The following is a 26,498-nucleotide window of genomic DNA, read 5'->3' as shown; positions in this document are numbered from 1 at the left end:
CATGTCGACCTTCTGCGTCGATCGCGTACTAGGCTGGGGGTCTGGCCTGGCCAGTCACCATCCCAGCTGCATCGCGTGAAAGGCACACAGTGGAGTCCACCGAGAACCACACCTCCGACCAGTTCGACGCCACCCCGGAGAGCACGTCCCGCCGCAATGACGTGCAGACCCCGGCCGGCGAGGAGGATCCCACGGGCCGTCCCTTCCCCCACCTGCCGGAACCCACCCCGCCGCAGCCCGGCCCCAAGAAGGCCATCGTGATCAGCAATGTGAACCAGAAGGGTGGCGTCGGCAAGACCACGACGACCATCAACCTGGGGGCGGCCCTGGTGGAGACCGGACGCCGGGTCTTGCTGGTGGACTTCGATCCGCAGGGCTCCCTCAGCGTTGGTCTGGGCATCAATCCGCACACGCTGGAGACCAGCATCTACAACCTGCTGCTGAGCCGCGAGTACACGCCGCAGGAGGTGATCCAGCCGAGCATCGTCGACGGTCTGGACATCCTTCCGTCGAACATTGACCTGTCGGCCGCGGAGGTGCAGCTGGTCAGTGAGGTGGCCCGTGAGCAGACCCTGCTGCGGGTGCTGGAGAAGGTGGAGGACCAGTACGACGTCATCCTCATCGACTGCGCGCCGTCCCTCGGACTGCTCACCATCAATGCGCTGACCGCTTCCAACTACGTCCTGATGCCGCTCGAGTGTGAGTTCTTCGCGCTGCGTGGGATCGCGCTGCTGACGGACACCATCAGCAAGGTGCAGGAGCGGTTGAACCCGAAGCTGGAAATCCTCGGCATTCTGGGCACGATGTACGACGGGCGGACGCTGCACTCGCGGGAGGTCCTGGAACGCGTCGTCGACGCCTTCGGCGAGCAGGTCTTCCACACCGTCATCAAGCGCACCATCAAGTTCCCGGAGACCACCGTGGCCGGTGAGCCGATCACCACCTATGCGTCGTCATCCCCGGGTGCTGCTGCCTACCGTCAGCTGGCCAAGGAGGTTCTGGCTCGATGCCACGGCGCGTGAGCCTCCCGGGTGCCTCCGAACTCTTTCGTCCCACCAGCGCACCCGATCTTGATCTCGGTCCCGGCACGACCGATCCAATGGCTGTCCCGAACGAGCAGCCGACCGTCCCCCAGTCCCCGCCGGCCAGGACTCGCAAGGCCGCGGCCAGGAAGACAGCGGCTCGACAGACCGTCGCCGATCAGGCCGCTGTCGAACCAGCACGGCCATCCGGGGTTGTCGAGGACGCGTCGGGTGACAGGCCGTCGGCTTCCGCGAATCGCTCGACCGGTCGGAAGCAGGGCCCTCGGGCGGCGTCTGGTCGTGTCCGGCACGACGAGAAGATCACCGTCTATGTGAGTCGTGACGAACTGATGGCCCTGGAACACGCCCGGCTTGAATTGCGCGGAGATCATGACCTGGCCGTGGACCGCGGCCGGATCGTGCGGGAGTCGATCGCCCTCGCCATGGCGGATCTGGCGGCGCATGGTGCCGAGTCCGCATTGGTGCGCCGTCTGAACGAGGACTGACGTGGCGCGGCTCGCTGACGGTTCGGCCCTGCCCGATGACGAGACCGCCCCCGGGCAACACGGGTTCACCGTGGTGCTGGACAACTTCGAGGGGCCCTTCGACCTGCTGCTGCAGTTGATCAGCCGGCACAAGATGGATGTCACGCAGATCGCGCTGAGCCGGGTGACCGACGAGTTCATCGCGTATGTGAAGGCCGGCGGGGAGGTCTGGGATCTGGACCAGACGAGTTCCTTCCTGGTGGTGGCGGCGACGCTCCTGGACCTGAAGGCTGCCCGCCTGCTGCCCCAGGGGGAAGTGGAGGATGCAGACGACCTGGCCTTGTTGGAGGCGCGGGACCTGCTGTTCGCCCGGCTCCTGCAGTACCGGGCCTTCAAGCTGGTCAGCGGGGCCTTCGCCACGCGTCTGGAGTCAGAGACGCGACGATTCGCTCGACCCGGAGCACTGGAGCCCCGCTTCGCCGGGTTGCTCCCGGAGGTGCAGATCCGAGCCACTCCGCACCAGTTCGCCGAGATCGCCGCCCGCGCCATGACGCCTCCTGCCGCGGTGGAGGTGAATCTGGAGCACCTGCACGGGTCCACCGTCAGTGTTCAGGAGCAGGCCGGCTTGGTGGTGGACCGACTGCGCCGCTCGGGCACCATCTCCTTCCGGGCGCTCACCGGGGACGCGGACCGGTTGACGACGGTGGCACGCTTCCTGGCCCTGCTGGAGCTCTACCGCAACCGGGCCGTGGTCTTCGAGCAGTTGACACCACTGGGTGAGCTGACGATCCGCTGGACGGGCGAGGACCAGGGCGAGGTGACGATCAGCGACGAGTTCGATGGCGGAAGCGGTGAGGGCGGAGCTTTCTCCGAGGCAGCGGACGGCCCTGTGGTGGATCCGGATGACGGGCGGAGCGGAGGGCAGGACGAGTGAGTGACAACGAGTGGAATGAGGTCGCAGTGGACGAACAGGGGGCGCACGAGACAGCAGACGGCTCGCCACGTGTGCGTGCCGAGCGCGCCGAACGGCTCGAAGGGGCGCTGGAGGCGCTGCTGCTGATGGCCGAGGAAGCCATGCCCACCGCGACGCTGGCCGAGGCGGTGCAGGCGCCGGTCGATGTGGTGGAACTGGCGTTGACGAATCTCGTCGACTTCTACGACCGCAGTGAACGGGGCTTCGAGTTGCGCAAGGTCGGTGGTGGCTGGCGGTACTGGACGCGGGCGGAACATGCCGACCTCATCAGTGCGTGGGTGGTCTCCGGCCAGTCGAACAAGCTCTCCCAAGCGGCACTGGAGACCCTGAGCGTGATCGCCTACCTGCAACCGATCAGTCGTGCCCGGGTGTCGGCTGTGCGCGGGGTGAACGTGGACGGCGTGGTGCGAACACTCCTCGCGCGTGGCCTGGTCTCGGAGGCAGGAACCGATGAGCAGACCGGCGCCACGGTCTTCAGCACCACTGACTACTTCCTGGAGAGGATGGGACTCTCGTCCCTGGAAGAGCTGCCCCCGCTCGCGCCCCACCTGCCGGACGCCTCCGCCCTGGAGCAGGAATTGTCACAGCTGGCCGCTACCGTAGACGTGGATGGTGTCGACGAGTCCGTTGACGCCCAGAGCGGTGACGCGCATCATGATGCGGCGCCGCACGAAGGAATGGAAGACCATGAGTGAGCCCGACGGCCGTGAGGTCGACGACATCGACGTACCCAACGACATGCACCACGACGACGATCACCCCGACGACGATCACCACGACGACGTCGTGACCGATGACGGCATGGGTGAGGGAGTTCGTCTGCAGAAGGTGCTGGCGGCGGCCGGTCTGGCCTCGCGGCGCCATGCGGAGATCATGATCGAGAACGGTCGTGTCGAGGTGAATGGCGCCCTGGTCACCGAGCAGGGAGTGCGCGTCCATCCCGAGCGCGACACGATCCGCGTCGACGGCATGCGCATCCCGCCGCCTCGTCGTCACGTCTATCTGGTGGTCAACAAGCCCCGCGGCGTGGTCTCGACGATGGAGGACCCCGAGGGGCGTCCGACGCTGGGTGACATCGAATTCAACACGCAGAGCTGGCAGCAGTTGCGCCTGTTCCACGTCGGTCGGCTGGACACCGACACCGAGGGGCTGATCCTGCTCACGAATGATGGAGAGTTCGCCCACCGGATGGCGCACCCAAGCCACAAGGTGCCCAAGACCTACCTGGCCGAGGTCGAGGGCATGCTCGACAACAAGACGCTGCGCCGTCTGGAGAAGGGCCTGCGACTTGACGACGGCCCGGTGAAGCCGGACAAGATCAAGCTGGTCATGCGTTCCGAGAGCCGCTCGCTGGTGGAGGTGACCCTGCACGAGGGTCGCAATCGCATCGTGCGACGCATGATGGACTCCATTGCCCACCCCGTGCGCAAGCTGAGCCGTACCGCGATCGGCCCGGTACGTCTGGGACAGCTGCCGATCGGTGAGGCCCGTGAGTTGACGCGCGACGAACTGGGTGCCCTGCTGGACCTCGTCGACATGTGACGAACGACGGTGAGGTGATGACCCTGCGGCCACGCGGCCTGGAGACCGAATACGGACTCCAGGTGCGGGTGCGACCGCTGGATGGCGGCGTCGCCGGACCTCTGTCCTGGCGGCGCCTGTCGTCCGATGAGGCCGCTCGCGCCCTCTTCGAGCCGGTGGTGGAGGCGAATGCCGCCACCAATGTCTTCCTGCGCAATGGCGGCCGGCTCTACCTGGATGTTGGCTCACATCCTGAATACGCCACGGCCGAATGCACCACCCTGGCCGAACTGGTGGCCCAGGACCGGGCTGGGGACCTGGTGCTGGCGCAGCTCGCCGCCAGGACCCGGGAGCGCCTCCTGGAGCAGGGGCTGGACAGCCGGGTGTCCATCTTCAAGAACAATGTCGATTCCCACGGCAATTCGTATGGCAGTCACGAGAACTTCCAGGTGGCCCGGACCGGAAGCCTGGAGCAGATGGTCGACGCGCTCGTCCCCTTTCTGGTCACGCGACAGTTGATCTGCGGGGCTGGCCACTGGGAACGGGATCGGTTGGGGCGGGGCCGTTTCCTCATGTCCCAGCGGGCCGCCCACATGTGGGATCCCCTCGGATCGGCCACCACCCGGTCCCGGCCGATGGTCAACACGCGCGACGAGCCCCACGCCGACGCTGAGCGCTTTCGACGGCTGCACGTGATCGTCGGAGACTCGACGATGCTGGACCACAGCACCCTGCTCAGAGTCGGCTCCATGGAACTCGTCCTGCGGGCCGTGGAGTCCGGGGAGCGATTTGCTGACCTGGCGGTGGGCGAGGCCGGCCAGGTGATTCGAGAGGTCTCGGCCGATCTCACCGGGCGCTGTCCGGTCACCACCCGCGGCGCCGACGCACTGTCCGTGCAGCGTGCCTGTTGGCAACGAACCGGGGACTGCGTCGACGGCGACGAACTGGGCTGGGTCCACCGACTGTGGGGGCAGGTCCTGGATGCCCTCGAGGGGGGTGAGCCGGAGCGAATGGCCGCCTCCGTGGACTGGATCGCCAAGCGGCGTCTGCTCCTGGCGCAGCAGGCGCGTCACGGGATGCGCGAGGATGATCCGCGCCTGGCGCAGCTTGACCTGGCCTGGCACGACATCGTTCCCGCCCAGGGCTTGGCGCGCCTGGCAGAGCGGCGCGGCCAGGTGGCCCGGTGGCTCCCGGAGGGGGCTGACCAGGAGGCCACTGCCCGGCCGCCCAGCAGCACCCGAGCCCTGGTGCGTGCAGCCTTCATCACGGCCGCGCAGCGTCATCGGCGCGAGTACCAGGTCGACTGGATGCGCTTTACCTGCCATGACCTGCCGGACGGACAGGTTGCCGTTTCCGATGCGCTGACCACACACGATGACGGTGTCGAGGAGCTGATCAGGCGTATGGCCAGCGAACCGCGCAGGGCGGCGTCATCCACCTTCGCCTCGTCGCGTCTCCCGTGGACGCCCAGCCAGCTCGGGTAGTCTCGGTGCGTGCTTCGAATCTCCAAGACCACTGAGTCCACCCCCGCTCGGGCCGCGTCGGGCGTCCTGCGCCGGGCAGGCATGGCCGTACTGGCCCTCGGCTTGAGCACCGCGCTCGTCGCCTGCGGCAGCGAGGAGACGGACGACGCGGGTGCCAGTGCGAGCCCGGGTGCCTCCGCAGCTGCCTCGACGCCCGCGGCTTCGGCGCCGGCATCCGCTGCTGCGACGCCGTCGGCCTCGGCCACCCCCAAGGCCAAGCCCACGACGATCAAGGACCTTTCGGCCCTCACCGTCACGCCGACGACCCCGGGCAAGGCCCCCAAGGTCACGGGGAAGTGGCCGCTGGCGATCGACAAGACACAGGTGAAGGTGCTCACCCAGGGCAAGGGCCCCGCGGTGCCCAAGGGCGGAACCGTTGAGGTGAACTACCAGGGTGTGAATGCCCGTACCGGCAAGGTTTTTGACGAGTCCTTCAGCCGCGGTCAGACCGCCAGCTTCCCGCTGGACCAGGTGGTGACAGGCTTCAAGAAGGGCCTCGAGGGGCAGAAGGTGGGCAGCCGCGTCCTCGTGATGATGACCGGCGCCGACGGCTATGACGCCTCGGGTGGTCAGCCAGCCGCGGGGATCGAGAAGGGCGATAACCTGATCTTCACCATCGATGTGATCTCGACGCCGTACACCAAGCCCACTGGCAAGACTGTTGCGCCCAAGGCGGGCCTTCCCACGGTCAAGGATGACGCCAAGGGCGTGCCCACCGTCACGATCCCCAAGACCGCCGCTCCCACGAGTCTGGTCAGCCAGCCCCTCGTCGAGGGTGAGGGCAAGAAGATCAAGGACTCCGACGCCGTGACGGTCAAGTACCGCGCGTACACCTGGGCGGACGGCAAGCTGATGCAGGACAACTACGCCACCGGCGCGGAGACCGCCGCGCTCTCGCAGCTGATCCCAGCGTGGAAGAAGGGGCTGGTGGGCAAGACCACCGGCAGCCGAGTCCTCGTGGTGGCCCCACCGGCCGATGCCTACGGTGAGAAGGGCTGGGACAAGATCCCGGGCAACGCCACCATGGTCTACGTGATCGACGTCCTGGATGCCCAGGACGCATCGCAGATGGTGCAGTGACTGGAGAAGCGCTCTGGGCCGTGGGCGGACAGCTTCAGCTGACCGTCCACGGCGTCCACACCGTCGGATTGTCCAGCTGACCCGGAGACAGGGCAGCCAAGACCTCTGGTGCCCGATCTGCCTCGGGCAATCCAGCCGAGCGGCAGAGCAGCCGCAGCACGGCGGCGGGGGACTGGCCCGCGCTCACCAGGTCCGTCAGCGTCACCGCCCCGTCGCGCTTTGCGAGTCGTCGGCCCTCTCCGTTCAGCGCCAGTGACACGTGCACATACTGGGGGACGGGGTATCCCAGGACTGACGCCAACCATGCCTGACGAGGCGCGGAATCCAGCAGGTCATCACCCCGGACCACCTGGGTGACGCCCTGCAGACCGTCGTCGACCACGACGGCCAGGTTGTAGGCGGGGGTCCCATCCGCACGGAAGAGCACGAAGTCATCCACCTGTCCGGTCACCGCACCGGCATGGACATCGTGGATCGTGAAGTCGGCGGCGGAGGCACGCACGCGGATGGCAGGGGTGCGGGTCAGGCGGCGTTCGGCCCGCTGGGTCGAGGACAGCGCAGCGCAGGTGCCGGGATAGGGGCGCCAGTCGGGAGCACCGGGGCCGCCATTGGGGGCCTGTGATGCCTCGGCGATCTCGCGGCGCGTGCAGAAGCACTCATAGGTCTCGAGCTGCGCCGCGGCCTCCCGGTAGAGCGGGATCCGTTCGCTCTGCCTCGCCACTGCACCGTCCCAGTCCAGGCCGAGTGTTCGCAGATCATCGAGCTGCTGTTGGGCCACGGCCGGGGCCGCGGCGACACGTTGCTGATCGAGGTCCTCGATGCGCATCAGGAAGGGACGTTGCTCCGCCCGGGCCCACAACCATGCCAACAGGGCGGTGCGCAGGTTGCCCAGGTGCAGATCGCTGGTGGGCGATGGCGCGAAGCGGCCGGCTCCCGGATGGCTCATCGGGACTCCTCTCCATGGCTGGGCAGTGGCGCAGTCCTGCGCGCGGCGGGGCCAGGGCCGCGGCCCGCTGGTAGCCTCAGGGGCGTCCCCCAAGACGCGATGTCCCGGGCAAGGAAGTGCCCCGGGCAAGGATTCCCCTCGGCAGAAGGTCACCATGGCACCCCGCAAGAGCGAACGTATCGTGAACCTCACGATCTGCCTTCTCTCGGCCCGCCGTTTCCTGCCGAAGAGCCAGATCCGTGAGGTGGTGGAGGGTTACCACGGGTTGTCCGATGCCGCCTTCGAGCGCACCTTCGAACGGGACAAGGACGAGCTGCGCGCCATGGGGGTGCCGGTGGAGACCGGACACAACGAGGCCTTCTTTGACGACGAGCCGGGCTACCGCATCCGTCGGGCGGACTTCGAGCTGCCCCCCGTGGAGTTCAGCCCCGATGAGGCAACTGTGCTGGGAGCGGCGGCCAGGGTCTGGCAGCAGGCCAGCGCCGCCGAGTACACGGTGAGCGCCCTGGCCAAGCTGCGAGCCGTCGGGCTGCAGCCGGACACGGACCGGCTGGCGGCCCTGGAGCCGACGGTCAGCGCGGCGGAGCCGGCCTTCGAGACCATCTGGCAGGCCACCCTGCAGCGTCGGCGGGTGTGTTTCCGTTACCGCGGTGGAGACGAGGACCGGGTCCTGGAGCCGTGGAGTGTCACGTGGCGCAAGGGCCGGTGGTATGTCGTCGGGCTGGACCTGGCACGGAATGAGCCCCGCATGTTCAAGATGAGTCGGATTACGAGCGAGCCGGAATTGCAGGGGCCAGCGGATGCCTATGAGGTGCCGGCGATGGACTTGTCGCAGCTGGCGCGGCGTTTGGAGCCGGCCGGACCGGACTCCACCGCGGTGGTGGCCGTGCGCACCGGTCACGTGCCCAGCATGACGCGTCGATCCCGGCCGTTGGCGGCACCCCGCGGCCTGCCGGAGGGTTTCGACGTCTGGGAGGTGCCGTACGCCACTCGTCCCGATCTGGTCTCCGAGGTGTGTGCCGCCGGCCCGCATGCAGTGGTGCTGGAACCAGCCGAGGTGCGGGAACTTGTCTGCGAACAGCTGCGCTCCGTGGTGGCCGCGGCGCAGGGATCGGGGGGCCAGTGAGTACGTCTGCCGAACAGGTCAGCCGCCTGCTGGCCATGGTGCCCTACTTGCAGTCCCATCCGGGTGTGCCAGTCTCCGAGGTGGCCCGGGCCTTCTCAATCACGCCTGCTCAGGTGCACAAGGACCTCAAGGTGCTCTGGATGTGCGGGCTCCCCGGTGGCCTGCCGGGCGACCTGATCGAGATCGACATGGATGCGGCTGCGGGGCAGGGGACCATTCACCTGAGCAATGCCGACTATCTGAGCCGTCCCATGCGCTTCACGGTCGACGAGGCGATGAGCCTGGTGGTGGCGCTGCGGGCCGTCGCAGAGGTCGCCACCGGTGAGACGGCCAGCAGCGTCAAAACCGCGCTGGCCAAGCTCGAGGCCCTGACCACCGAAGGCGCCGTGGACCGGGTGGCCATCAGGGTGGCGAGTGGGGACGCTGCGGTGCGTTCCGTGCTGACCGATGCCATTGATCGTGGCATCGGCGTTCGGCTGGTCTACGACGGTCTGGCGCGCGGCCGCACGACGACTCCCGAGGTGGATCCCGTCCGGATTGACCTGCGCGACGGCGCTGCCTACCTGCAGGCCTGGAGTCTGGAACGCAGTGACTGGCGAACCTACAAGCTGGACCGGATCGTCGAGGCTCGCATCACGCAGAGGCCGGTGGCCGACCATGGGCCAGCGCCAGAGCCGATCCAGGGTTGGTTCGGGAAGGACGCTGAGCACGTCGTCCTGGAGCTGGCACCGCAGGCTCGCTGGATCACCGAGTACTACCCGGTCAGTGATGTGCACGAATCGACAACTTCACGTGAACATCTGGTGGCGACCCTGCCGGTGGGTGATCCCGCCTGGCTGGTCTCACTCCTGCTGAGGTTGGGGCGTGGCGCACGGGTGGTGGAACCCGCTGGTGCTGCCCGCCAGGCGGCGGAAGTTGCTGCCGAAGCGCTGGCCCTCAACGAGGCCTTCGCAGCGGTCGTCCCGGCCGCGCAGACCCGTCTGGCGGCAGAATCCGCTTCTCCCATGACGTCCGGAGACCAGTGATGGTCTGGCTCCTGCTCTGGACAGGTATCGCTGCGCTGTGGCTCATCGTGCTCGCGATCTGTGGTTGGCGACTGTGGACCAGTGGACGTGCCCTGCTGCGCGAGCTGGAGGGTCAGGGCCGCCAACTGGGTGACCTCCTCGACGTGCTGGGAGAGCTACAGTTGCCTGCGTCCGGTCCCTCGGGTCAGCCGATGAAGCCCCGGGCCGATCGACGCCATTAGGACCCCTACGATTGCAGGGCGGCCGCTGGCCGCGTGAATGAAAGGCATCAACATGCACGCACTCATCGCTGGACTCCCCGGTGGCATGGAATGGGTCATCCTGCTCATCGTCGCCCTGCTGCTCTTCGGCGGCTCCCGTCTGGCCGGAATCGGCAAGGGTACCGGTCGTGCGATCCGTGAGTTCAAGGAGGAGACCGCGGGCCTTCGCGACAATGACAAGAAGAAGGCCGTCGAGGCCGGCACGACTGATCCCGTCGTCGAGACCGAGGCCGAGATCCAGGCCGAGCGCAACCTCTGACCGAGAGTCCACACGTGTCCAGCACCGCGAAACGACGCTTCAACCTGTCCTGGATGAAGCCGCCGGCCATGCCAGAGGATGGCTCGATGGCCCTGGTCGACCACCTGCGCGAGCTTCGCTACCGCGTGGTGGTTTCGGCGCTCGCCGTGGTGCTGGGCACGATCGTGTGCTGGTTCTTCATCGACACTCTGCTGCAGGTGGTGATGTGGCCCTACTACGAGGCCCGTCGCAATCTTCAGGAGGCGCGTCCCGATCTGGTGATGCACACCACCTACCAAGGCATCTCCTCGCCATTCATCATGAAGCTGCAGACCGGTGGGTTCGCGGGACTGTTGCTCACCTGCCCCATCTGGCTCTACCAGCTGTGGGCCTTCATCGCGCCAGGATTGCTGTCCAAGGAACGCAAATGGGCGCTGACCTTCTTGGGCGCGGCCATCCCGCTCTTCCTCGCCGGCGTCGTCACGGGTTACTTCGTGACGCCGAAGGGCTATGAGGTGATGATCGGCTTCGTGCCGGAGAACGCGGACGCGCTGGCGCTGCTGGATGCCCCCACCTTCCTGGTCAACGAGATCAAGCTGCTGACCTTGTTCGGAGCCTCGTTCCTGTTGCCCGTGGTCCTGGTCACCCTGAACATGCTGGGGGTGGTGACCGGTGAGCAGCTGGGCAAGGCACGCTCCGTCGCGCTGTTCGCCTGTTTTGTCTTCGCCGCCGTCGCCACGCCGTCGACCGATCCCTTCTCGATGCTTGCGATGGCCATGCCGATGGGCTTTCTCTACGTGGTGGCCGAGATGATCTGTCGTCGTCGTGACAAGCGCAAGGCCGTGCAGGAGGCCAAGGAACTCGACGTGCAGTTGACCTATTGATGCCTTGATGAGCACTGCACGGACCATCCATCTGGTGGTCAATCCCAGTTCTGGGCGCGGCCGGGCGCGACGGCTGCTGCCCAAGGTCCGCAATACCCTGGCGACCATCGCGGGTGTTCGCGTCGAGGTGCACACCACCACCAACTATGACGATGCCCGCCAGGCGACCCTGGCAGCGGCCCTGAGCGCTCGCCCCGAGGCCGGCGACAGCCTGGTGGTGATGGGCGGCGACGGCATGGCCCACCTGGGCCTGAATGCCTGCGCCGAGGCGCACGATGCGGGCCTGGCCGTTCCGCTGGGCGTGGTTCCCGCCGGCACCGGCAATGACTTCTGCCGTGGCGTGGGGATTCCGGTGGATGCGAAGGCGGCGACGCTGGCCATCGTCGCGGGACGCACCCAGCGGGTCGACCTGGCGGAGGCCCGTGGCGAGCTCGAAGGGGGAGCCGAGCGGCGCTTCGTCGGTTCCGTGGTCTCCACCGGCTACGACGCCGTGGTCAACCTGGCCACCAACAACTTCCGTTACCCCATTGGGCCGCTGGGGCCGCTGGCCTATGGCGCCATCGCGTTGGCCGAGCTGGCCTGCTTCGTGCCCTTCGACTACCGCATCACCCTGGACGGACGGCCGAGGGAACTGCAGTCGGTGCTGGTCGCGGTGGCGAATGCGGGGTGGTTCGGGGGAGGCATGCACATCGTGCCGCCCGCCGACGTCACCGACGGGTTGCTCGACGTGCTGCTGGTGGGCCCACTGGCCCGTCACGACGTCTTGCGCCTGCTCCCGCAGCTCTACGCGGGCTGCCACGTCGGACACCCGGCCGTCGAGATCGTGCGCGCCAGCACGGTGGAACTGGACGGCAACCTGGTGCATCGCGACGGCAGCCGTGGCCAGATGTTCGCGATGGCCGACGGCGAGAAGCTGGGGCGGGTGCCCCTGACGCTGCGCGCGCGTCCCGGGCTGATCGACGTCTACCGGCCCTGAAGGGCTGGGCCGGGCGATCATTGGTGCAGGTGGTCCTGGTGCGCCTGCCCGATGGCCGCCGACTCGAGCTGCAGGGTGCAGTGTTCGATGCTCACCGCGTGATGGCTGGCCAGACACTGCTGCAACTGTTCGAGGATGGCCAGGGAATGACCATCGGAGAAGCATTCGTCGTCCAGCACCACATGGGAGGTGAGGACAGGAAGCCCGGTGGCCACCGTCGAGGCGTGCAGGTCGTGCACCCCCAGCACGTGCGGTTGGCCCAGCATGTGCTCGCGCACCTGTGCCAGGTCGAGCCCGTGCGGCGTGGACTCCAGCAGGATCGAGGTGGAGTTGCGCAGCAGGACCAGCGCGCGCGGCAGGATCAGGGCCGCCACCACGAGCCCCGCCACCGAGTCTGCACGGCTCCAGCCGGTCCAGGCGATCACCGCGGCGGCCACCAGCACCGCGATCGAGCCGAGGGCGTCGTTGGCCACCTCCAGGAAGGCGGCGCGCATGTTGAGGTTCTCGCCACGGCCGCCGGCCAGGACGGCCAGCGAGACCAGATTGGCCACCAGTCCCAGGGCGCCCACCAGTGCCAGGCCATGCGGTGCGATCTCGGGTGGGGAGACCAACCGTTGGATGGCCTCGACGACGGCGTAGCAGCCCACGCACAGCAGCACCGCGGCCTGGGCCGCAGCGGCCACCACCTCGGCGCGCGCCCAGCCCCAGGTGCGGCGTGGGGATGCGGCGCGGGTCATCAGGTGGGCGGCGACCAGTGCCACCGCCAGGCCCATCGCGTCGGTGAGCATGTGCGCGGCGTCCACCAGCAGGGCCAGGCTTCCGGTCAGCGCGGCGCCCACCACCTCGGCCACCAGGACGGTGGAGGTGATCGCAAGCGCGATGCCCAGGCGGGTGCGATTGCTGGTGTGGCCCGCGTGGTCGTGTCCGGCGCCCATCTCAGCCCTCCTCGTGGCTGGCAGTTGCGTGGTCGGGGCACAGGGCGACGGCATTGTCGGTGGCCGCCAGCAGGTGTTCGGCTGCCTGGAGCAGTGCGAGGGTGGGCGCGGGTGCTGCCAGGGAGTAGACCGACGAGCGGCCCTGGCTGCGCACCTGCACCAGTCCGCAGTCGAGCAGGCAGGCCAGGTGCTTGCTGACCGTCGACTGTGCCAGGCCCAGGTGGCCGGTGAGCTCGACGACGCGGTGTTCGCCCAGGCTCAGGTGCTGCAGGATCACCAGCCGGGATCGATCCGACAGGGCCCGGAAGAGGCAGGCAGCCGGCTCCGTCGTGGTCGTCGCGTCGGGGGAGCCGGGGCCGTGCCCCTGGAATTGCATCGCCATGAAGCGATGATAGCACATCTAGGCGATTGGTCGGAGTGCTGTGTCTTCGCGGTCGTGTCAGGGGCAGCGGCTACTGTCAGTGGTGATGAACGAGAACGAGTTTCCCCCGCAGCCCGAGGTGCAGGTGCCCGACGATGCCTCCGCGCTGGTCGATGGGCCGTTGGCCCCCTTCCAGGTGGAGCCCGGCAGCCTGCTCGAACAGTTCGCCGCCGGCTATGACTTCGCCCTGGACGACTACCAGCTGCGGGCCTGCGCCCAGGTGGAGGCCGGGGCCGGTGTGCTCGTCGCCGCCCCCACCGGTGCCGGCAAGACCGTGGTGGGTGAGTTCGCCGTCTTCTGCGCCCTGGCCACCGGCAAGAAGTGCTTCTACACCACGCCGATCAAGGCCTTGAGCAACCAGAAGTTCCATGACCTGGGGCAACGACACGGCGCCGATCGGGTGGGCCTGCTCACCGGTGACACCTCGGTCAACTCCGAGGCGCAGGTGGTCGTGATGACCACCGAGGTGCTGCGCAACATGATCTACGCCAACTCGACCACCCTGAACAACCTGGGTTACGTGGTGATGGACGAGGTGCACTACCTGGCCGACCGCTTCCGCGGCGCGGTCTGGGAAGAGGTGATCATCGGCCTGGCGCCCAGCGTCCAGCTGGTGAGCCTGTCGGCCACGGTGAGCAATACCGAGGAGTTCGGCGACTGGCTCGACGAGGTGCGCGGCAACGTCGAGGTGGTGATCTCCGAGCGCCGTCCGGTGCCCCTGTACCAGCACGTGATGGTCGGCAAGCAGATCCACGACCTGTTCGACGGGGTTGCGCCCACGGCCGCCGTCGATCCCAGCGAGCGGGCCTCCCGGGTGAACCCGGAGCTGATGAAGCTGGCGCGCAATGAGGCCAAGGCGGTCCGCGACGACTCGCGGCGGCCGCGGGGCCGTTCCGGCAAGGGCAAGAAGAATGCCGGCTACGGCTCGGGGCAGTTCGGCGGCGCCGCCAAGGCCCACCTGGAGCGACGGGACCGGGGCAGGGGGCGAGACCAGCGCCCAGCGCCGCGGCTGACCCCCAGCCGCGCCGTGATGACCACGCAGCTGCAGCGCGCCCGGCTGCTGCCGGCGATCTGCTTCGTCTTCAGCCGGCAGGGCTGTGACGGGGCGGTGCGCCAGCTGCTGGCCAGTGGGGTGAACCTGACCACCGATGACGAGGCGCGCCAGCTGATCGCGATCGCCGAGCGCCACTTGCAGGGCATGGCTCCCGCCGACCTTCGAGCCCTCGACCACGACATCTTCCTGGAGGCCCTGAGCCGCGGTATCGCCGCCCACCATGCCGGTCTGTTGCCCGCCTTCAAGGCCGTGGTGGAGGAGGGCTTCGCCGCCGGGCTGATCAAGATCGTCTTCGCCACCGAGACGCTGGCGCTGGGCATCAACATGCCCGCACGCACCGTCGTGATCGAGAAGTTGGTGAAGTACAACGGGGAGGGCCACGTCGACATCACCCCCGGTGAGTACACCCAGCTCACCGGCCGCGCGGGCCGACGCGGCATCGACGTCGAGGGCCACGCCGTGGTGCTGTGGCAGCCGGGAATGGACCCGCGGGCCGTGGCGGGCCTGGCCTCGCGGCGTACCTACCCGCTCAAGAGCTCCTTCGCGCCCACCTACAACATGACCGTCAACCTGGTGGGACGGGTGGGCCGTGAGCGCGCCCGCGCCATGCTGGAGCAGAGCTTCGCACAGTTCCAGACCGACCGTTCGGTGGTGGGGATGGCCTCGGTGGCGGCCCGCAACCAACGCGACATCGACGACTACCTGGCCGCCGCCCAGTGCCATCTGGGTGACTTCACCGAATACGCCCGGCTGCGTGAACAGGTGCGTGAGCTGGAGGCGGAGCAGGCCCGGATGCGCAAGGCAGACAAGCGCGCAGAGGCCTTCGAGTCGCTCATGACGCTCGAACCAGGCGACATCATCCACGTGCCGGCGGGGCGTCACCAGGGCTGGGCCGCGGTGATCGATCCCGGTCGACGGGGCGGGCGCGGGGGAGAGCCGCACCCGATGGTGGTGACCGAGCGGCGCGACGTGGTGCGCCTGACCACCAGCGACTTCCCGACCCCCACTCAGGTGGTGGGCAAGCTGCGCATCCCGCGCAAGTTCGACCCACGCCAGCCAGCCCACCGTCGCAACCTGGGCTCCTCCTTCCTGGACAAGCTGCACGCCCTCGACCCGCAACTGGACACCCGGCGTGGGCCCCGTGCCGATGCCGAGCTGACGGCGCAGATCACCGAGCTGAGAGGTGAGCTGCGGCGGCACCCGTGCCACGAGTGCCCCGATCGCGAGAGCCACGCTCGTTTCGCGGAGCGGGCGATGCGCCTGGACCGTGACCGGCAACAGGCCAGGGCCCGGGCCCAGGCGCGCAGCAACACCATCGCCAAGCGCTTCGACAAGCTGTGCCAGGTGCTGGAGTCACTGGGCTACCTGGGCAGCGAGGACGACGAGGTCACCGATGCCGGGCGCATGCTGGCCCGGCTCTACTCCGAGCTCGACCTGGTGGCGGCGGAGTGCATCCGCGACGGGGTCCTCGACGGGCTCGATGCGCCGCAGTTGGCGGCGGTGCTGAGCTCACTGGTCTACGAGGCCCGGCGCGTGGAGCACGGCCGGATGGCGCGGATGCCCGACGCGGCCAGCGAGGCGGCCCAGCACCAGCTGCGCCAGACCTGGCGCCGGGTCTGTCTGGTGGAACGGGACTTCCGCCTGGAGCGAACCGGGGAACCCGACATCGGCTTCGCCGAGGCCGCCTACGAATGGGCCCACGGGGAGCCACTGGCCAGGGTGCTCGGCCACTGCGGGCTTCCCGCCGGTGACTTCGTGCGATGGGTCCGGCAGGTGATCGACATGCTGGGCCAGGTGGCCGCGGCCGCGGGGCCCGGAGACCTGCGTCGCACCGCCCGCGAGGCCATCGATGCGATGCGGCGGGGGGTCATCGAGTTCGATCCGGACGAGGACTGAACTTGCTGCGGTGTCGCTACCATTGCCGTGGCGATCGACGTGGGCGTCCGGCCCCAGCCGGTGCTGCCCCCCTGAGCCGTTGACCTGACCTTCCCGAGATGGAGAACACCCATGGCCGGTGGCCTTGCAGCACTGCTGGATGACGTGGCGGCGATCGCGAAGATCGCGGCGGCCTCGGTGGACGATGTTGGTGCCGCGGCCGGCAGGGCGAGCATCAAGGCCAGCGGTGTGGTGGTGGACGACACCGCCGTGACCCCGCAGTACGTCCAGGGCGTCACCCCCGACCGCGAACTGCCGATCATCAAGAAGATCGCCATCGGGTCGATCCGCAACAAGCTGATCTTCATCCTTCCGGTGGCGATCCTGCTGAGCATCTACCTGCCGTGGTTGCTCACCCCGATCCTGATGATGGGCGGTACCTACCTGGCCTACGAGGGTGCCCACAAGATCTGGGGCATGCTCACCGGGCACGGTCACGGCCACGGGGCCGGGGGTGACCCCGAGACACCCGTCGTGCTGGAGGGCAAGGAGCAGGAGGAGAAGATGGTCAAGAGCGCCATCACCACCGACTTCATCCTGTCCGCCGAGATCATGGTGATCTCGCTCAACGAGGTGGCCGACCAGCCCCTGCTCACCCGCATCGCCAGCCTCGTGGTGGTGGCCCTGCTGATCACCTTCTTGGTCTATGGCGTGGTCGCCATCATCGTGAAGCTCGACGACATCGGCCTGGGCATGACCAAGCGGGGCGTCAAGTCGGGCGCCCTGGTGGTCAAGTCGATGCCCGTCATCCTCAAGATCCTCTCCACGGTCGGCCTGGCCGCGATGCTCTGGGTGGGTGGCCACATCCTGATGGTGGGTGCCGACGAGCTGGGGCTGCACGCCCCCTACCAGTTCGTGCATCACATGGAGGAGCTCGTCGCCCACGCCGTGCCCGCCAGCGTGGCGGGAGTGCTGGGGTGGTTGACCAATACCCTCGGCTCGGCCGTCATCGGCTTCGTCGTCGGTTCGATCGTGGTGGGCATCCTGGCCCTGCTGCCGAGCCGTCACGGCCATGGGCAGGGCCATGGCGAGCAGGCCGACACCCCGGCCGAGCCGCAGGCCGCCGGGGAGTGGCCCGGTGAGGGCACCATCGACGTCGACCCGTCGGTGGACCCGGGCAAGTACTGATCGTCGCCGATCGGGGTGCCGCAAGGCGAGACCCGGCACCGCAGGGCGCGCCCAGCCCGATAGGTTCGCCCCATGAGTGTTGCGCTGCGTGTCATCCCCTGCCTCGACGTGCACGGGGGCAGGGTCGTCAAGGGTGTGAACTTCACCAATCTGCGTGATGCCGGTGATCCGGTGGAGTTGGCGCGCGCCTACGGTGAAGCGGGGGCCGACGAGCTGGTCTTCCTGGACATCTCGGCCTCGAGCGAGGGGCGCGCCACCACCCGCGAGATGGTGACGCGATGCGCCGAGACCGTCTTCATCCCGCTGTGCGTCGGTGGGGGAGTGGGCAGCGTCGACGACGTGGACGCGCTGCTGCGCTGCGGCGCAGACAAGGTGGGGATCAACACGGGAGCGATCCGGCGTCCCGAGGCGATCAACGAGATCACCGAGCGCTTCGGGAACCAGGTGCTGGTGCTCTCGCTCGACGCACGGCGGGAAGCGGGCCAGCCGTCGGGATTCGGGGTCACCACCCACGGTGGCCGTCGCAGCGCCGGGTTGGATGCCATCGCCTGGGCCAAGGAGGCCGTCGAGCGCGGGGCGGGCGAGGTCTTGTTGAACTCGATGGACGCCGACGGCACCACCGACGGCTTCGACCTTGAGATGATCCGCGCAGTGCGCGAGGTGGTGGACGTGCCGGTGATCGCCTCGGGCGGGGCGGGCACGGTGCAGCACTTCGTGGACGCCGCCAAGGCGGGGGCCGACGCGGTGCTGGCCGCCAGCGTCTTCCACTACGGCACGCTGTCGATCGGCCAGGTCAAGGACGGCCTGCGCGCCGCTGGCGTCGAGGTGCGCTGACCCCGGCGGAGTTAACCGGCCACGGCGGGGCCCGACCTGGATGCCGTGGTCCTTCGTTCGGGGGTGCTTCCCGAATTGTTACCACCAAGGTCTGGATGTGGTCAGTCCACAGGTGCTAGCCATGCTGCCATGGCTAGCAACGGAGCAGCAGACTGGAAGATCCCGGGCCTCGACGAGGGCCAGGTGAGCGAGCGCCTGGTGGATCGCATCGGCATGGCACACGATGCCTCCCACTACCTGGTGACGCCGCGCGTCGTGGTGACGGGGGCTTCCGTGGCCGATGTCGCCGCCGTGATGCGCCAGGCCGCGCAGCAGGGCAGGCGGGTGACCTTCCGTTCGGGTGGCACCTCGCTCAGCGGGCAGGCGCTCAGCGACGACGTGCTGCTGGACGTGCGCCAGAACTTCCGTGGCGTCACGGTGCTCGACCACGGGCAGCGGGTGAGGTGCGAGCCGGGTGCCACCGTGCGCAGCGTCAATGCCCACCTGGCACCGTTCGGCCGCCGGCTGGGGCCCGACCCGGCCAGTGAGATCGCCTGCACGGTCGGCGGCGTGGTGGCCAACAACTCCTCTGGGATGAGCTGCGGCACCGAACGCAATACCTACCGCACGCTGGACTCGATGGTCCTGGTGCTGCCGAGCGGCACCGTCGTCGACACCTCGCAGCCCGATGCCGACGAGCGGCTGCGCCGGGACGAGCCCGCCTTGTGGGAGGGGCTGGCCAGTCTTCGCGATCGGGTCCGCGGCAATCCCGACAGCCTGGCGCGCATTGCCCAGCAGTACGCCATGAAGAACACGATGGGCTACGGCGTCAACTCCTTCGTCGACCATGACCAGCCCGTGCGCATCCTGGAGCACCTGGTGATCGGCTCGGAGGGCACGCTCGGTTTCGTGGCCGAGGCCACCTTCAGGACCGTGCCGGTGCATCCCTTCGCGGCCACGGCCCTGCTGGTGGTGGACGAGCTGGGCGTCGCCACCGACGCCCTGGGGCGACTGGTGCAGGGCGGTGCCACCGCCCTGGAGCTGATGGACGCCGCCAGCCTGCGAGTCGTCCAGCAGTACAAGGAGGCCTCGCCAGACCTGGCCCAGCTCGAGGTGCAACGCCACGCGGCCCTGCTGGTGGAGGCCACCAGCGACAGTGCCGAAGACCTGGCCGCGCGAATGTCTGCCCTCAACGACGTGATGGCCGGCCTGCCCATAGCCGAGCCGCCGCGCTTCACCGACGTCGCCTCCGAGCGCGCAGACCTGTGGTACCTGCGCAAGGGGCTCTACACCTCCGTGGCCGGTGCCCGTCCGGCCGGCACCACCAACCTGCTGGAGGACGTGGCCGTCCCCGTCGACTCGCTCACCGCCACCATCGACGACCTTGCCGGACTGTTCGGCTCCCACGGTTACGACGACGCGGTGATCTTCGGCCATGCCAAGGACGGCAACATCCACTTCATGATCAACCCGACGCTGTCGGACCCCGGGCAGCTGGAGACCTACTCCGAGTTCACCGAGCAGATGGTGGATGCCGTGCTTGCCCGGCAGGGCACCCTCAAGGCCGAGCACGGCACCGGCCGCATCATGGCCCCCTATGTGCGCCGACAGTTCGGCGACGAGCTCTACGAGGTGATGCGCCAGGTGAAGCAGCTGGCCGATCCGAAGGCCATCCTGAACCCGGGGACCCTGCTCGACGAGAGCCCCACGGGGCACCTGGAGAACCTCAAGACGATGCCGCAGGTGGACGACTTCGTCGACCGGTGCGTCGAGTGTGGCTACTGCGAGCCGACTTGCCCCTCCAAGGACCTCACCACCACGCCGCGTCGACGCATCGCCCTGCTGCGCGAGATCCAGGTGCGACCCGAGGCCGAGGCCGAGGAATTGCGCAAGGCCTATGACTACGAGGCGGTGGACACCTGCGCCGTGGACTCGTTGTGCGCCAAGGCCTGCCCCGTCCTGATCGACACGGGTGTGTTCATGAAGACCTTCCGGGCACAACGCCACGGTGCCCTGGCAACCAAGGCCTCGGTGGCGCTGGCCGAACACTGGGGGCCGGTCACCACGGGTCTGCGTGCCGGCATGAAGGTGGCCGACGTGCTCCCCTCGGCGGTCCTGGAAGGGGCGACCAGGCTGGGGCGCACCGTGATCAGCAAGGACGTGCTTCCCGTGGTCGGTTCCGACCTGCCCGGTTCTGGCGCGGCCCGGCCGCAGCCGAAGAGCGTTCCCCAGGCCAAGGGTGTGCTGTTCGCCTCGTGTCTGGGAGAGATCTTCGGCCCCTCCGAATCCGGTTGTGGACGGGGCGTGACCGATGCGCTGGGCGAGATCTGCCGTGCCGCCGGCGTCGGCCTGGAGGTTCCCGACCTCAGCGGCCTGTGCTGCGGGACGGTGTGGGTCTCCAAGGGATTCACCGAGGGTGCCGCCGCCATGGCCGAGCGCACCTTCGACGTGCTGTGGGCCGCCAGCCGGCAGGGCGCCCTCCCGATCGTGGGCGACGCCTCCTCCTGCACCCACGGGCTGGAGGGGCTGGCCACCCACCTGCCCCCGCACAAGGCCGAACTGTGGCGCACGGTGGTGGTGGAGGATGCGGTGAGCTTCGTGGCTCGCGAGTGCCTGCCCCACCTGCAGCTGGAGGCGCAGGGCACGATGGTGCTGCACCCCACCTGCTCGATGATCCACCTGGGCTGCGTCGAGGACGCCGTTGTCTGCGCCCGGGCCGTCTACCAGGACGTGGTGGTGCCCGTGAATGCCGGCTGTTGTGGCTTCGCCGGCGATCGAGGGCTGCTGCATCCCGAGCTGACGGCCTCCGCCACCGCCGCCGAGGCCCGCGAGGTGGAGCGCCTGGAGGCCGAGCTCGGCCGGCAGGGCAAGCGGATCGAGGCCCACGGCAGTGCCAACCGCACCTGTGAGATGGGCATGTCCCGGGCGACGGGGAAGGAGTACCGCCACGTCCTGGAGCTGGTCGCCGAACGGCTGCCGGGCCATGAGCGCGGCAGGTGATCGCGGGCCTAGGATGGGGCCATGGATTGCCTGTTCTGCAGCATCGTTGCCGGTGACGTCCCCAGCCGCAAGGTCTACGAGGACGACGTGGCCTACGCCTTCCTCGACATCGCCCCGTGGCACAAGGGTCACACCCTGGTGATTCCGAAGCGTCATGTCGACGACCTCACCGGGGATGCCGAGGTGATGCAGGAGATCGCTCCGGCGGTCAGCCGGGTGGCGCGGCTGTTGGTGGACCGGCTCGACGCGGACGGGATCAACATGCTGTCCAGTGCTGGCCCGGTGGCGGGCCAGGAGGTCTTCCACCTGCACGTGCACCTGGTGCCGCGCTATGGCGAGCACCCGGGGCTTGGTGAACTCTTCCGCAAGCAGGTGGATGAGGATCCCGACCAGGTGCTGGCCCAGATCCTGGGCTGACGGGGCTTGTGGGCTTGCGGTGTGACGCCTGTCACAGGCGAGCTGTGCATTGGCTGAAGCGCTCCTTCCCGACAGGGAAGATGTTGAATTGAGAACTAGATGAGAGTTGAATGCGAAAGCATTCAACGGCGCATCCAGCTGCCGTGCACAACCAGAGGACTTCCCATGAACGCCAAGCCCGTCAATATCATCGGTCTGCTCTCCATGGTCGCCGGCATCATCATGTTGGTCGCCGGTGCCATCACCTGGGGCACCGTGACCAGCCAGCTCAAGAGCGAGAACATCACCGTTCCGGCCGACGCCGCCTCCAATGCCGGCAAGCAGGTGGCTGGCCCCTTCACCGCCTGGAGTCAGGCCGAGATCATCAAGACCCATGCCCTGGCCGGCGCCGAGGGCAAGACCTACGCCGAGCTGGGTGCCGAGATCAAGAAGGCCGAGGCTGCGGGTGACACCGCTGCGGTGGAGAAGTGGACCAAGGCGCGCGCCAGCGCCATGAATGGTTCCTTCCTGCGCGCCTCGCTGTTCACCTCCATCGTCAGCTATGGCATCAGCGCCCTGGTGATGGGGCTTGGCCTCCTGTTTGGTCTGGTGGGTTGGGCTCTGACCCACATCGCCAAGCTCCATGACAATGGATCCGTGGTGCGCGCCTGATCCCACTCCTGGGCGGTGGGTGTGCGATCCGAGCCTTCTGGGTCGTACTTTCTGATGCGCCGGGCTGACGTCGCGTAGGGCGTCGGCTGCCTCTGGGCGGCTGACGCCCGTTCTTTGTCCAGATGCGTGTCTGTCCAGATCCGCGTGGCCTGGGGGCTCTGCTGGCGCGTCTTGGGGATGTTCGGATCCCGGAAGGCGATCTCGATATTTGAGACAAGCGTCTCGCATTGTTGACGGGGCGAGGCGGCTGGGTGAGAGTTGATGCATGTTCATCCAGATCCTCGTACTCATCGGGCGCTGAGACCTCACGTCGGTCAGGTCGAAGCGCTTCCTCCGTGTGCCCACTGGGCAGCGGAGGTTTTTTGTTGGGCGAGGTGTTCGGCTGTTCTCGAAGTGTCCGCTCCGCGGGATGCGACGAGTTCGTGGGATGACACGCGAAATCATCGGTGGGGCAAGAGCTCCGCCACCGCAGACGACGAAGGGAATGCCATGGCACCCGCAGACTCAACAGCTCCGATGATGACCGGCGCGCAGGCGCTCGTCGCCTCGCTCGAGCGTCTGGGTGTAGAGGTCATCTTCGGTCTGCCGGGCGGCGCGATCATGCCCGCCTACGACGCCCTCTATGACTCGAAGATCCGCCACATCCTGGTGCGGCATGAACAGGGTGCAGGGCATGCAGCCGAGGGCTATGCCGTCTCGACGGGTCGCGTCGGCGTCTGCATCGCCACGTCGGGCCCGGGTGCCACCAACCTGGTCACCCCCATCGCTGACGCCTACATGGACTCGGTTCCGATGGTCGCGATCACCGGGCAGGTGAACTCGAACTACATTGGCACCGACGCCTTCCAGGAGGCGGACATTCGCGGCATCACGATGCCAATCAGCAAGCACAACTTCCTGATCACGCGCACTGAGGACATTCCGCGGGCGGTCAAGGAGGCCTTCCACATTGCCGAGACCGGACGCCCCGGACCGGTTCTGGTGGACATCGCCAAGGACGCGCTGGTTGGTTCCGCACCCTTCGTGTGGCCGTCGGGTATCAACCTGCCGGGCTACAAGCCCAACACGAAGCCGCACAGCCGTCAGGTGCGCGAGGCCGCCAAGATGATCGCCGAGGCCAAGCAGCCGGTGCTCTACATCGGTGGCGGTGTCATCAAGGCTCGCGCCGCAGGGGAACTGGCCGAACTCGTGGAGAAGACCGGCATCCCGGTCGTCACCACGCTGATGGCCCGCGGCGCCTTCCCCGACAGTCATGAACTGCACATGGGCATGCCCGGCATGCACGGCAGCGTTTCGGCCGTTGGCGCCATCCAGCAGTCCGACCTGCTGATTGCGGTCGGCACGCGTTTTGACGATCGTGTCACGGGTCGTCTGGACACCTTCGCGCCGCACGCCAAGGTCATCCACGCAGACATCGATCCCGCCGAGATCAGCAAGAACCGGATCGCCGATCTGCCCGTCGTGGGCGATGCGCGTGCCTTCCTGCGCGAGCTCAACCAGGCGATCGAGAAGGTCGAACTGCAGGATCTGGCGCCGTGGCAGAAGAACCTCGCCTCGCTCAAGCGGCGCTACCCGCTGGGTTGGGAGGAGGAGACCGGCGGCAAGCTGAGCCCGCAGTACGTCATCAAGCGGATCGGGGAGCTCACCGGTCCCGAAGCGATCTATGCAGCGGGCGTGGGCCAGCACCAGATGTGGTCGGCCCACTTCCTGCCGCACGAGCTGCCCGGCAAGTGGCTCAACTCGGGTGGCGCCGGAACGATGGGCTACTGCGTGCCGGCGGCGATGGGTGCCAAGGCCGGCAATCCCGACGCCGTGGTCTGGGGCATCGACGGTGACGGCTGCTTCCAGATGACCAACCAGGAGCTGGTCACGTGCGCGCTGAACGACATCCCGATCAAGATCGCCGTCATCAACAACAACGTGCTGGGCATGGTCCGCCAGTGGCAGACACTCTTCTTCGACCAGCGCTACTCGCACACCGATCTCAACTCGGAGCGGATCCCGGACTTCCCGAAGCTGGCCGAAGCGATGGGCTGCGTCGGCCTGCGAGCCGAGACCCCGGAGGAGGTCGACGAGGTGATCAAGAAGGCGCTCAGCATCAATGACGGCCCCGTCGTCGTCGAGTTCGTCGTGCACAAGGACGCCATGGTGTGGCCGATGGTGGCCGCCGGCACCAGCAATGACGACATCAAGATTGCCCGCGACATGGCCCCCGACTGGGAAGAGGAAATCCTGTGAGCACTCACACACTCAGCGTTCTGGTGGAGAACGCCCCGGGCGTCCTGGCCCGGATTGCGGCCCTGTTCAGCCGTCGCGGATTCAACATCGAGTCGCTGGCGGTGGGCCCCACTGAGAGCGACAAGCTCTCGCGCATGACAGTCGTCGCCCAGGTGGACGACGAACTGGTTCTGGAGCAGCTGGTCAAGCAGCTCAACAAGTTGGTCGAGGTCATCAAGGTGGTGGAGCTCGAACAGAATGCCGTCAAGCGGGAACTCGTTCTGGTCAAGGTGCGTTCTGACCTGGGCAATCGCAGCCAGATCATCGACACGGTCAGTCTCTTCCGTGGGAAGGCCGTCGACGTCGGGCCCGAGTCCATTACGGTGGAAGCCACTGGCAGCCGCGAGAAGCTGGACGCGTTGGTGGAGATGCTCAAGCCCTATGGCGTGATCGAACTCGTGCAGTCCGGTCAGGTGGCCCTCGGGCGCGGAGCCAGGACCATCACCGACAAGACCCGTTCCCAGGGCTGATCCGCCCGCGGCAGTCGTCAACCCCGCACTGCCAACCCGACAACCAGGCAAGACCCACAGACCCAAGACCGTCGAACCCGGCGTGTTCCCACAACGAGCAAGGAGTTCCACTCACATGGCAAAGATGTTCTACGACGACGACGCCGACCTCTCGATCATCCAGGGCCGCACCGTTGCCGTGATCGGCTACGGCTCGCAGGGCCACGCCCATGCCCTGAGCCTGCGCGACTCCGGTGTTGACGTGCGCGTCGGCCTGGCCGAGGGCAGCAAGTCGCGTGCCAAGGCGGAGGCCGAGGGCCTGCGCGTCCTGACCGTGGCCGAGGCCGTGGAAGAGGCCGACGTCATCATGATCCTGACTCCCGACCAGGTGCAGCGTGGCCTGTACAAGGCCGAGATCGAGCCCAACCTGGAGGAGGGCGACGCGCTCTTCTTCGCCCACGGCTTCAACATCCGCTATGGCTACATCACCCCTCCGGAGGGTGTCGACGTGTGCATGGTCGCCCCCAAGGGCCCGGGTCACGTCGTGCGTCGTGAGTACGCTGACGGCCGCGGTGTTCCGGTCATCGTCGCCGTCGAGAAGGATGCCTCGGGCAATGCCTGGCCCCTGGCGCTGAGCTACGCCAAGGCCATTGGCGGCCTGCGTGCCGGTGGCATCGAGACCACCTTCACCGAGGAGACCGAGACCGACCTGTTCGGTGAGCAGGCTGTGCTGTGTGGCGGCATGTCGCACCTGGTCCAGGCTGGCTTCGAGACCCTCGTCGAGGCTGGCTACCAGCCCGAGGTGGCCTACTTCGAGTGCCTGCACGAGCTGAAGCTGATCGTCGACCTGATGATCGAGGGTGGCATCTCCAAGCAGCGCTGGAGCATCTCCGACACCGCCGAGTACGGCGACTACGTCTCGGGACCCCGCGTCGTGGACAGCCACGTCAAGGAGAGCATGAAGGCGATCCTCACCGACATCCAGAACGGCACCTTCGCCAAGAACTTCATCGAGGACCAGGATGCTGGCGCCCCCGAGTTCAAGAAGATGCGCGAGACCGAGCAGGGCCACCAGATCGAGGCCACGGGCAAGGAGCTGCGCAAGATGTTCAGCTGGATCAAGGAGACCGACGAGGACTACGTCGAGGGCAAGGCCGACCGCTGATCGTCGCCGCCTGAGCCGCCCTCCGGTGGCTGCGTCTCCCTCCGGTGGCTGAGCTTGTCGAAGTCACGAGGCCCCTTCCGCACGGCGGGTTCGACCGGTCCTCGCAACACCCAGAGATTTTGGGAGTTGCGAGGACCGTGTCATTTGAGGAGTTGAAGGCAGCATTCTTGGCTGCGGTGGACGGGTGTGACGGG

General features: G+C 67.7%; 25 protein-coding genes. 22 read left to right on the top strand and 3 right to left on the bottom strand.

Annotated elements, in window-relative coordinates:
- The first annotated feature begins 161 nt into the window (after positions 1-161).
- The 7 genes from ACTQ49_RS12835 to ACTQ49_RS12805 all read left to right on the top strand — a co-directional run bounded on the left by ACTQ49_RS12835 (position 162) and on the right by ACTQ49_RS12805 (position 6,604).
- Positions 162-1,022, top strand: coding sequence for a ParA family protein (locus ACTQ49_RS12835; protein ID WP_441828244.1), 861 nt, complete (start codon positions 162-164; stop codon positions 1,020-1,022).
- Positions 1,007-1,528 (top strand): hypothetical protein, encoded by a 522-nt coding sequence (locus tag ACTQ49_RS12830; RefSeq protein WP_441828233.1) that lies wholly within the window; start codon positions 1,007-1,009, stop codon positions 1,526-1,528. The genes ACTQ49_RS12835 and ACTQ49_RS12830 overlap by 16 nt, the downstream gene beginning before the upstream one ends.
- A gap of 1 nt (position 1,529) precedes the next feature.
- On the top strand, positions 1,530-2,441 hold the full coding sequence (locus ACTQ49_RS12825; protein WP_441828232.1) for a segregation and condensation protein A: 912 nt from the start codon (positions 1,530-1,532) through the stop codon (positions 2,439-2,441).
- A complete protein-coding gene (scpB, locus tag ACTQ49_RS12820) occupies positions 2,438-3,175 on the top strand; it encodes an SMC-Scp complex subunit ScpB (RefSeq protein WP_441828231.1) in 738 nt (245 codons plus the stop codon). The genes ACTQ49_RS12825 and scpB overlap by 4 nt, the downstream gene beginning before the upstream one ends.
- Positions 3,176-3,281: 106 nt before the next feature.
- Positions 3,282-4,022: a pseudouridine synthase gene (locus ACTQ49_RS12815; protein ID WP_441828243.1), complete on the top strand. Its 741-nt coding sequence runs from the start codon at positions 3,282-3,284 to the stop codon at positions 4,020-4,022.
- Between the two features lie 17 nt (positions 4,023-4,039).
- Positions 4,040-5,485: a proteasome accessory factor PafA2 family protein gene (locus ACTQ49_RS12810; RefSeq protein ID WP_441828230.1), complete on the top strand. Its 1,446-nt coding sequence runs from the start codon at positions 4,040-4,042 to the stop codon at positions 5,483-5,485.
- 9 nt (positions 5,486-5,494) lie between these two features.
- Positions 5,495-6,604: an FKBP-type peptidyl-prolyl cis-trans isomerase gene (locus tag ACTQ49_RS12805; RefSeq protein ID WP_441828229.1), complete on the top strand. Its 1,110-nt coding sequence runs from the start codon at positions 5,495-5,497 to the stop codon at positions 6,602-6,604.
- Positions 6,605-6,638: 34 nt separating this feature from the next.
- On the opposite strand, the gene gluQRS is transcribed toward ACTQ49_RS12805, so the two are convergent.
- Entirely contained in the window at positions 6,639-7,550 is a 912-nt protein-coding gene (gluQRS, locus tag ACTQ49_RS12800; RefSeq protein WP_441828228.1) for a tRNA glutamyl-Q(34) synthetase GluQRS, read from the bottom strand.
- A gap of 154 nt (positions 7,551-7,704) precedes the next feature.
- Between gluQRS and ACTQ49_RS12795 the strand changes: the two genes are divergently transcribed.
- The 6 genes from ACTQ49_RS12795 to ACTQ49_RS12770 are packed head-to-tail and all read left to right on the top strand — an operon-like array spanning position 7,705 to position 12,059.
- Positions 7,705-8,676 (top strand): helix-turn-helix transcriptional regulator, encoded by a 972-nt coding sequence (locus ACTQ49_RS12795; RefSeq protein ID WP_441828227.1) that lies wholly within the window; start codon positions 7,705-7,707, stop codon positions 8,674-8,676.
- Positions 8,673-9,701, top strand: coding sequence for a helix-turn-helix transcriptional regulator (locus tag ACTQ49_RS12790; RefSeq protein ID WP_441828226.1), 1,029 nt, complete (start codon positions 8,673-8,675; stop codon positions 9,699-9,701). Before ACTQ49_RS12795 ends, ACTQ49_RS12790 begins: the two co-directional genes overlap by 4 nt.
- The gene (locus ACTQ49_RS12785) at positions 9,701-9,922 is read left to right on the top strand and encodes a hypothetical protein (protein ID WP_441828225.1); all 222 of its coding nucleotides are present in this window, start codon (positions 9,701-9,703) and stop codon (positions 9,920-9,922) included. Before ACTQ49_RS12790 ends, ACTQ49_RS12785 begins: the two co-directional genes overlap by 1 nt.
- Positions 9,923-9,974: 52 nt before the next feature.
- Positions 9,975-10,220, top strand: coding sequence for a twin-arginine translocase TatA/TatE family subunit (locus ACTQ49_RS12780; RefSeq protein WP_441828224.1), 246 nt, complete (start codon positions 9,975-9,977; stop codon positions 10,218-10,220).
- Between the two features lie 14 nt (positions 10,221-10,234).
- A complete protein-coding gene (tatC, locus tag ACTQ49_RS12775; RefSeq protein ID WP_441828223.1) occupies positions 10,235-11,083 on the top strand; it encodes a twin-arginine translocase subunit TatC in 849 nt (282 codons plus the stop codon).
- A gap of 7 nt (positions 11,084-11,090) precedes the next feature.
- Positions 11,091-12,059: a diacylglycerol/lipid kinase family protein gene (locus ACTQ49_RS12770; RefSeq protein WP_441828222.1), complete on the top strand. Its 969-nt coding sequence runs from the start codon at positions 11,091-11,093 to the stop codon at positions 12,057-12,059.
- Between the two features lie 17 nt (positions 12,060-12,076).
- Here ACTQ49_RS12770 and ACTQ49_RS12765 read toward each other — a convergent pair whose 3' ends face one another.
- The gene (locus tag ACTQ49_RS12765; RefSeq protein ID WP_441828221.1) at positions 12,077-12,994 is read right to left on the bottom strand and encodes a cation diffusion facilitator family transporter; all 918 of its coding nucleotides are present in this window, start codon (positions 12,992-12,994) and stop codon (positions 12,077-12,079) included.
- Between the two features lies 1 nt (position 12,995).
- A complete protein-coding gene (locus tag ACTQ49_RS12760; RefSeq protein WP_441828220.1) occupies positions 12,996-13,376 on the bottom strand; it encodes an ArsR/SmtB family transcription factor in 381 nt (126 codons plus the stop codon).
- Between the two features lie 85 nt (positions 13,377-13,461).
- On the opposite strand from ACTQ49_RS12760, the gene ACTQ49_RS12755 reads away from it, so the two are divergent.
- The 9 genes from ACTQ49_RS12755 (at position 13,462) to ilvC (ending at position 26,304) form a co-directional block, all read left to right on the top strand.
- Complete coding sequence (locus tag ACTQ49_RS12755) at positions 13,462-16,365, top strand: DEAD/DEAH box helicase (RefSeq protein WP_441828219.1); 2,904 nt, start codon at positions 13,462-13,464, stop codon at positions 16,363-16,365.
- A gap of 111 nt (positions 16,366-16,476) precedes the next feature.
- A complete protein-coding gene (locus ACTQ49_RS12750; protein ID WP_441828218.1) occupies positions 16,477-17,532 on the top strand; it encodes a DUF808 domain-containing protein in 1,056 nt (351 codons plus the stop codon).
- A gap of 72 nt (positions 17,533-17,604) precedes the next feature.
- Complete coding sequence (hisF, locus tag ACTQ49_RS12745) at positions 17,605-18,366, top strand: imidazole glycerol phosphate synthase subunit HisF (protein WP_420175528.1); 762 nt, start codon at positions 17,605-17,607, stop codon at positions 18,364-18,366.
- Positions 18,367-18,495: 129 nt separating this feature from the next.
- A complete protein-coding gene (locus ACTQ49_RS12740; RefSeq protein WP_441828217.1) occupies positions 18,496-21,345 on the top strand; it encodes an FAD-binding and (Fe-S)-binding domain-containing protein in 2,850 nt (949 codons plus the stop codon).
- Positions 21,346-21,366: 21 nt separating this feature from the next.
- Positions 21,367-21,762 carry an HIT family protein gene (locus ACTQ49_RS12735; protein WP_441828216.1) on the top strand — a complete coding sequence of 132 codons (396 nt, stop codon included), beginning with the start codon at positions 21,367-21,369 and terminating at the stop codon, positions 21,760-21,762.
- A 165-nt stretch (positions 21,763-21,927) separates the two neighbouring features.
- Complete coding sequence (locus ACTQ49_RS12730) at positions 21,928-22,413, top strand: aromatic ring-opening dioxygenase LigA (protein ID WP_441828215.1); 486 nt, start codon at positions 21,928-21,930, stop codon at positions 22,411-22,413.
- A 489-nt stretch (positions 22,414-22,902) separates the two neighbouring features.
- Complete coding sequence (locus tag ACTQ49_RS12725; RefSeq protein WP_441828214.1) at positions 22,903-24,651, top strand: acetolactate synthase large subunit; 1,749 nt, start codon at positions 22,903-22,905, stop codon at positions 24,649-24,651.
- The gene (gene ilvN / locus ACTQ49_RS12720; RefSeq protein WP_441828213.1) at positions 24,648-25,160 is read left to right on the top strand and encodes an acetolactate synthase small subunit; all 513 of its coding nucleotides are present in this window, start codon (positions 24,648-24,650) and stop codon (positions 25,158-25,160) included. Before ACTQ49_RS12725 ends, ilvN begins: the two co-directional genes overlap by 4 nt.
- A 115-nt stretch (positions 25,161-25,275) precedes the next feature.
- Entirely contained in the window at positions 25,276-26,304 is a 1,029-nt protein-coding gene (gene ilvC / locus ACTQ49_RS12715; protein ID WP_441828212.1) for a ketol-acid reductoisomerase, read from the top strand.
- Positions 26,305-26,498 lie beyond the last annotated feature (194 nt).

Origin of the sequence: Luteococcus sp. Sow4_B9 (genome assembly GCF_052116585.1) — a bacterium.
Classification (GTDB): domain Bacteria; phylum Actinomycetota; class Actinomycetes; order Propionibacteriales; family Propionibacteriaceae; genus Luteococcus.
This window is presented reverse-complemented; position numbering and strand designations above follow the sequence as displayed.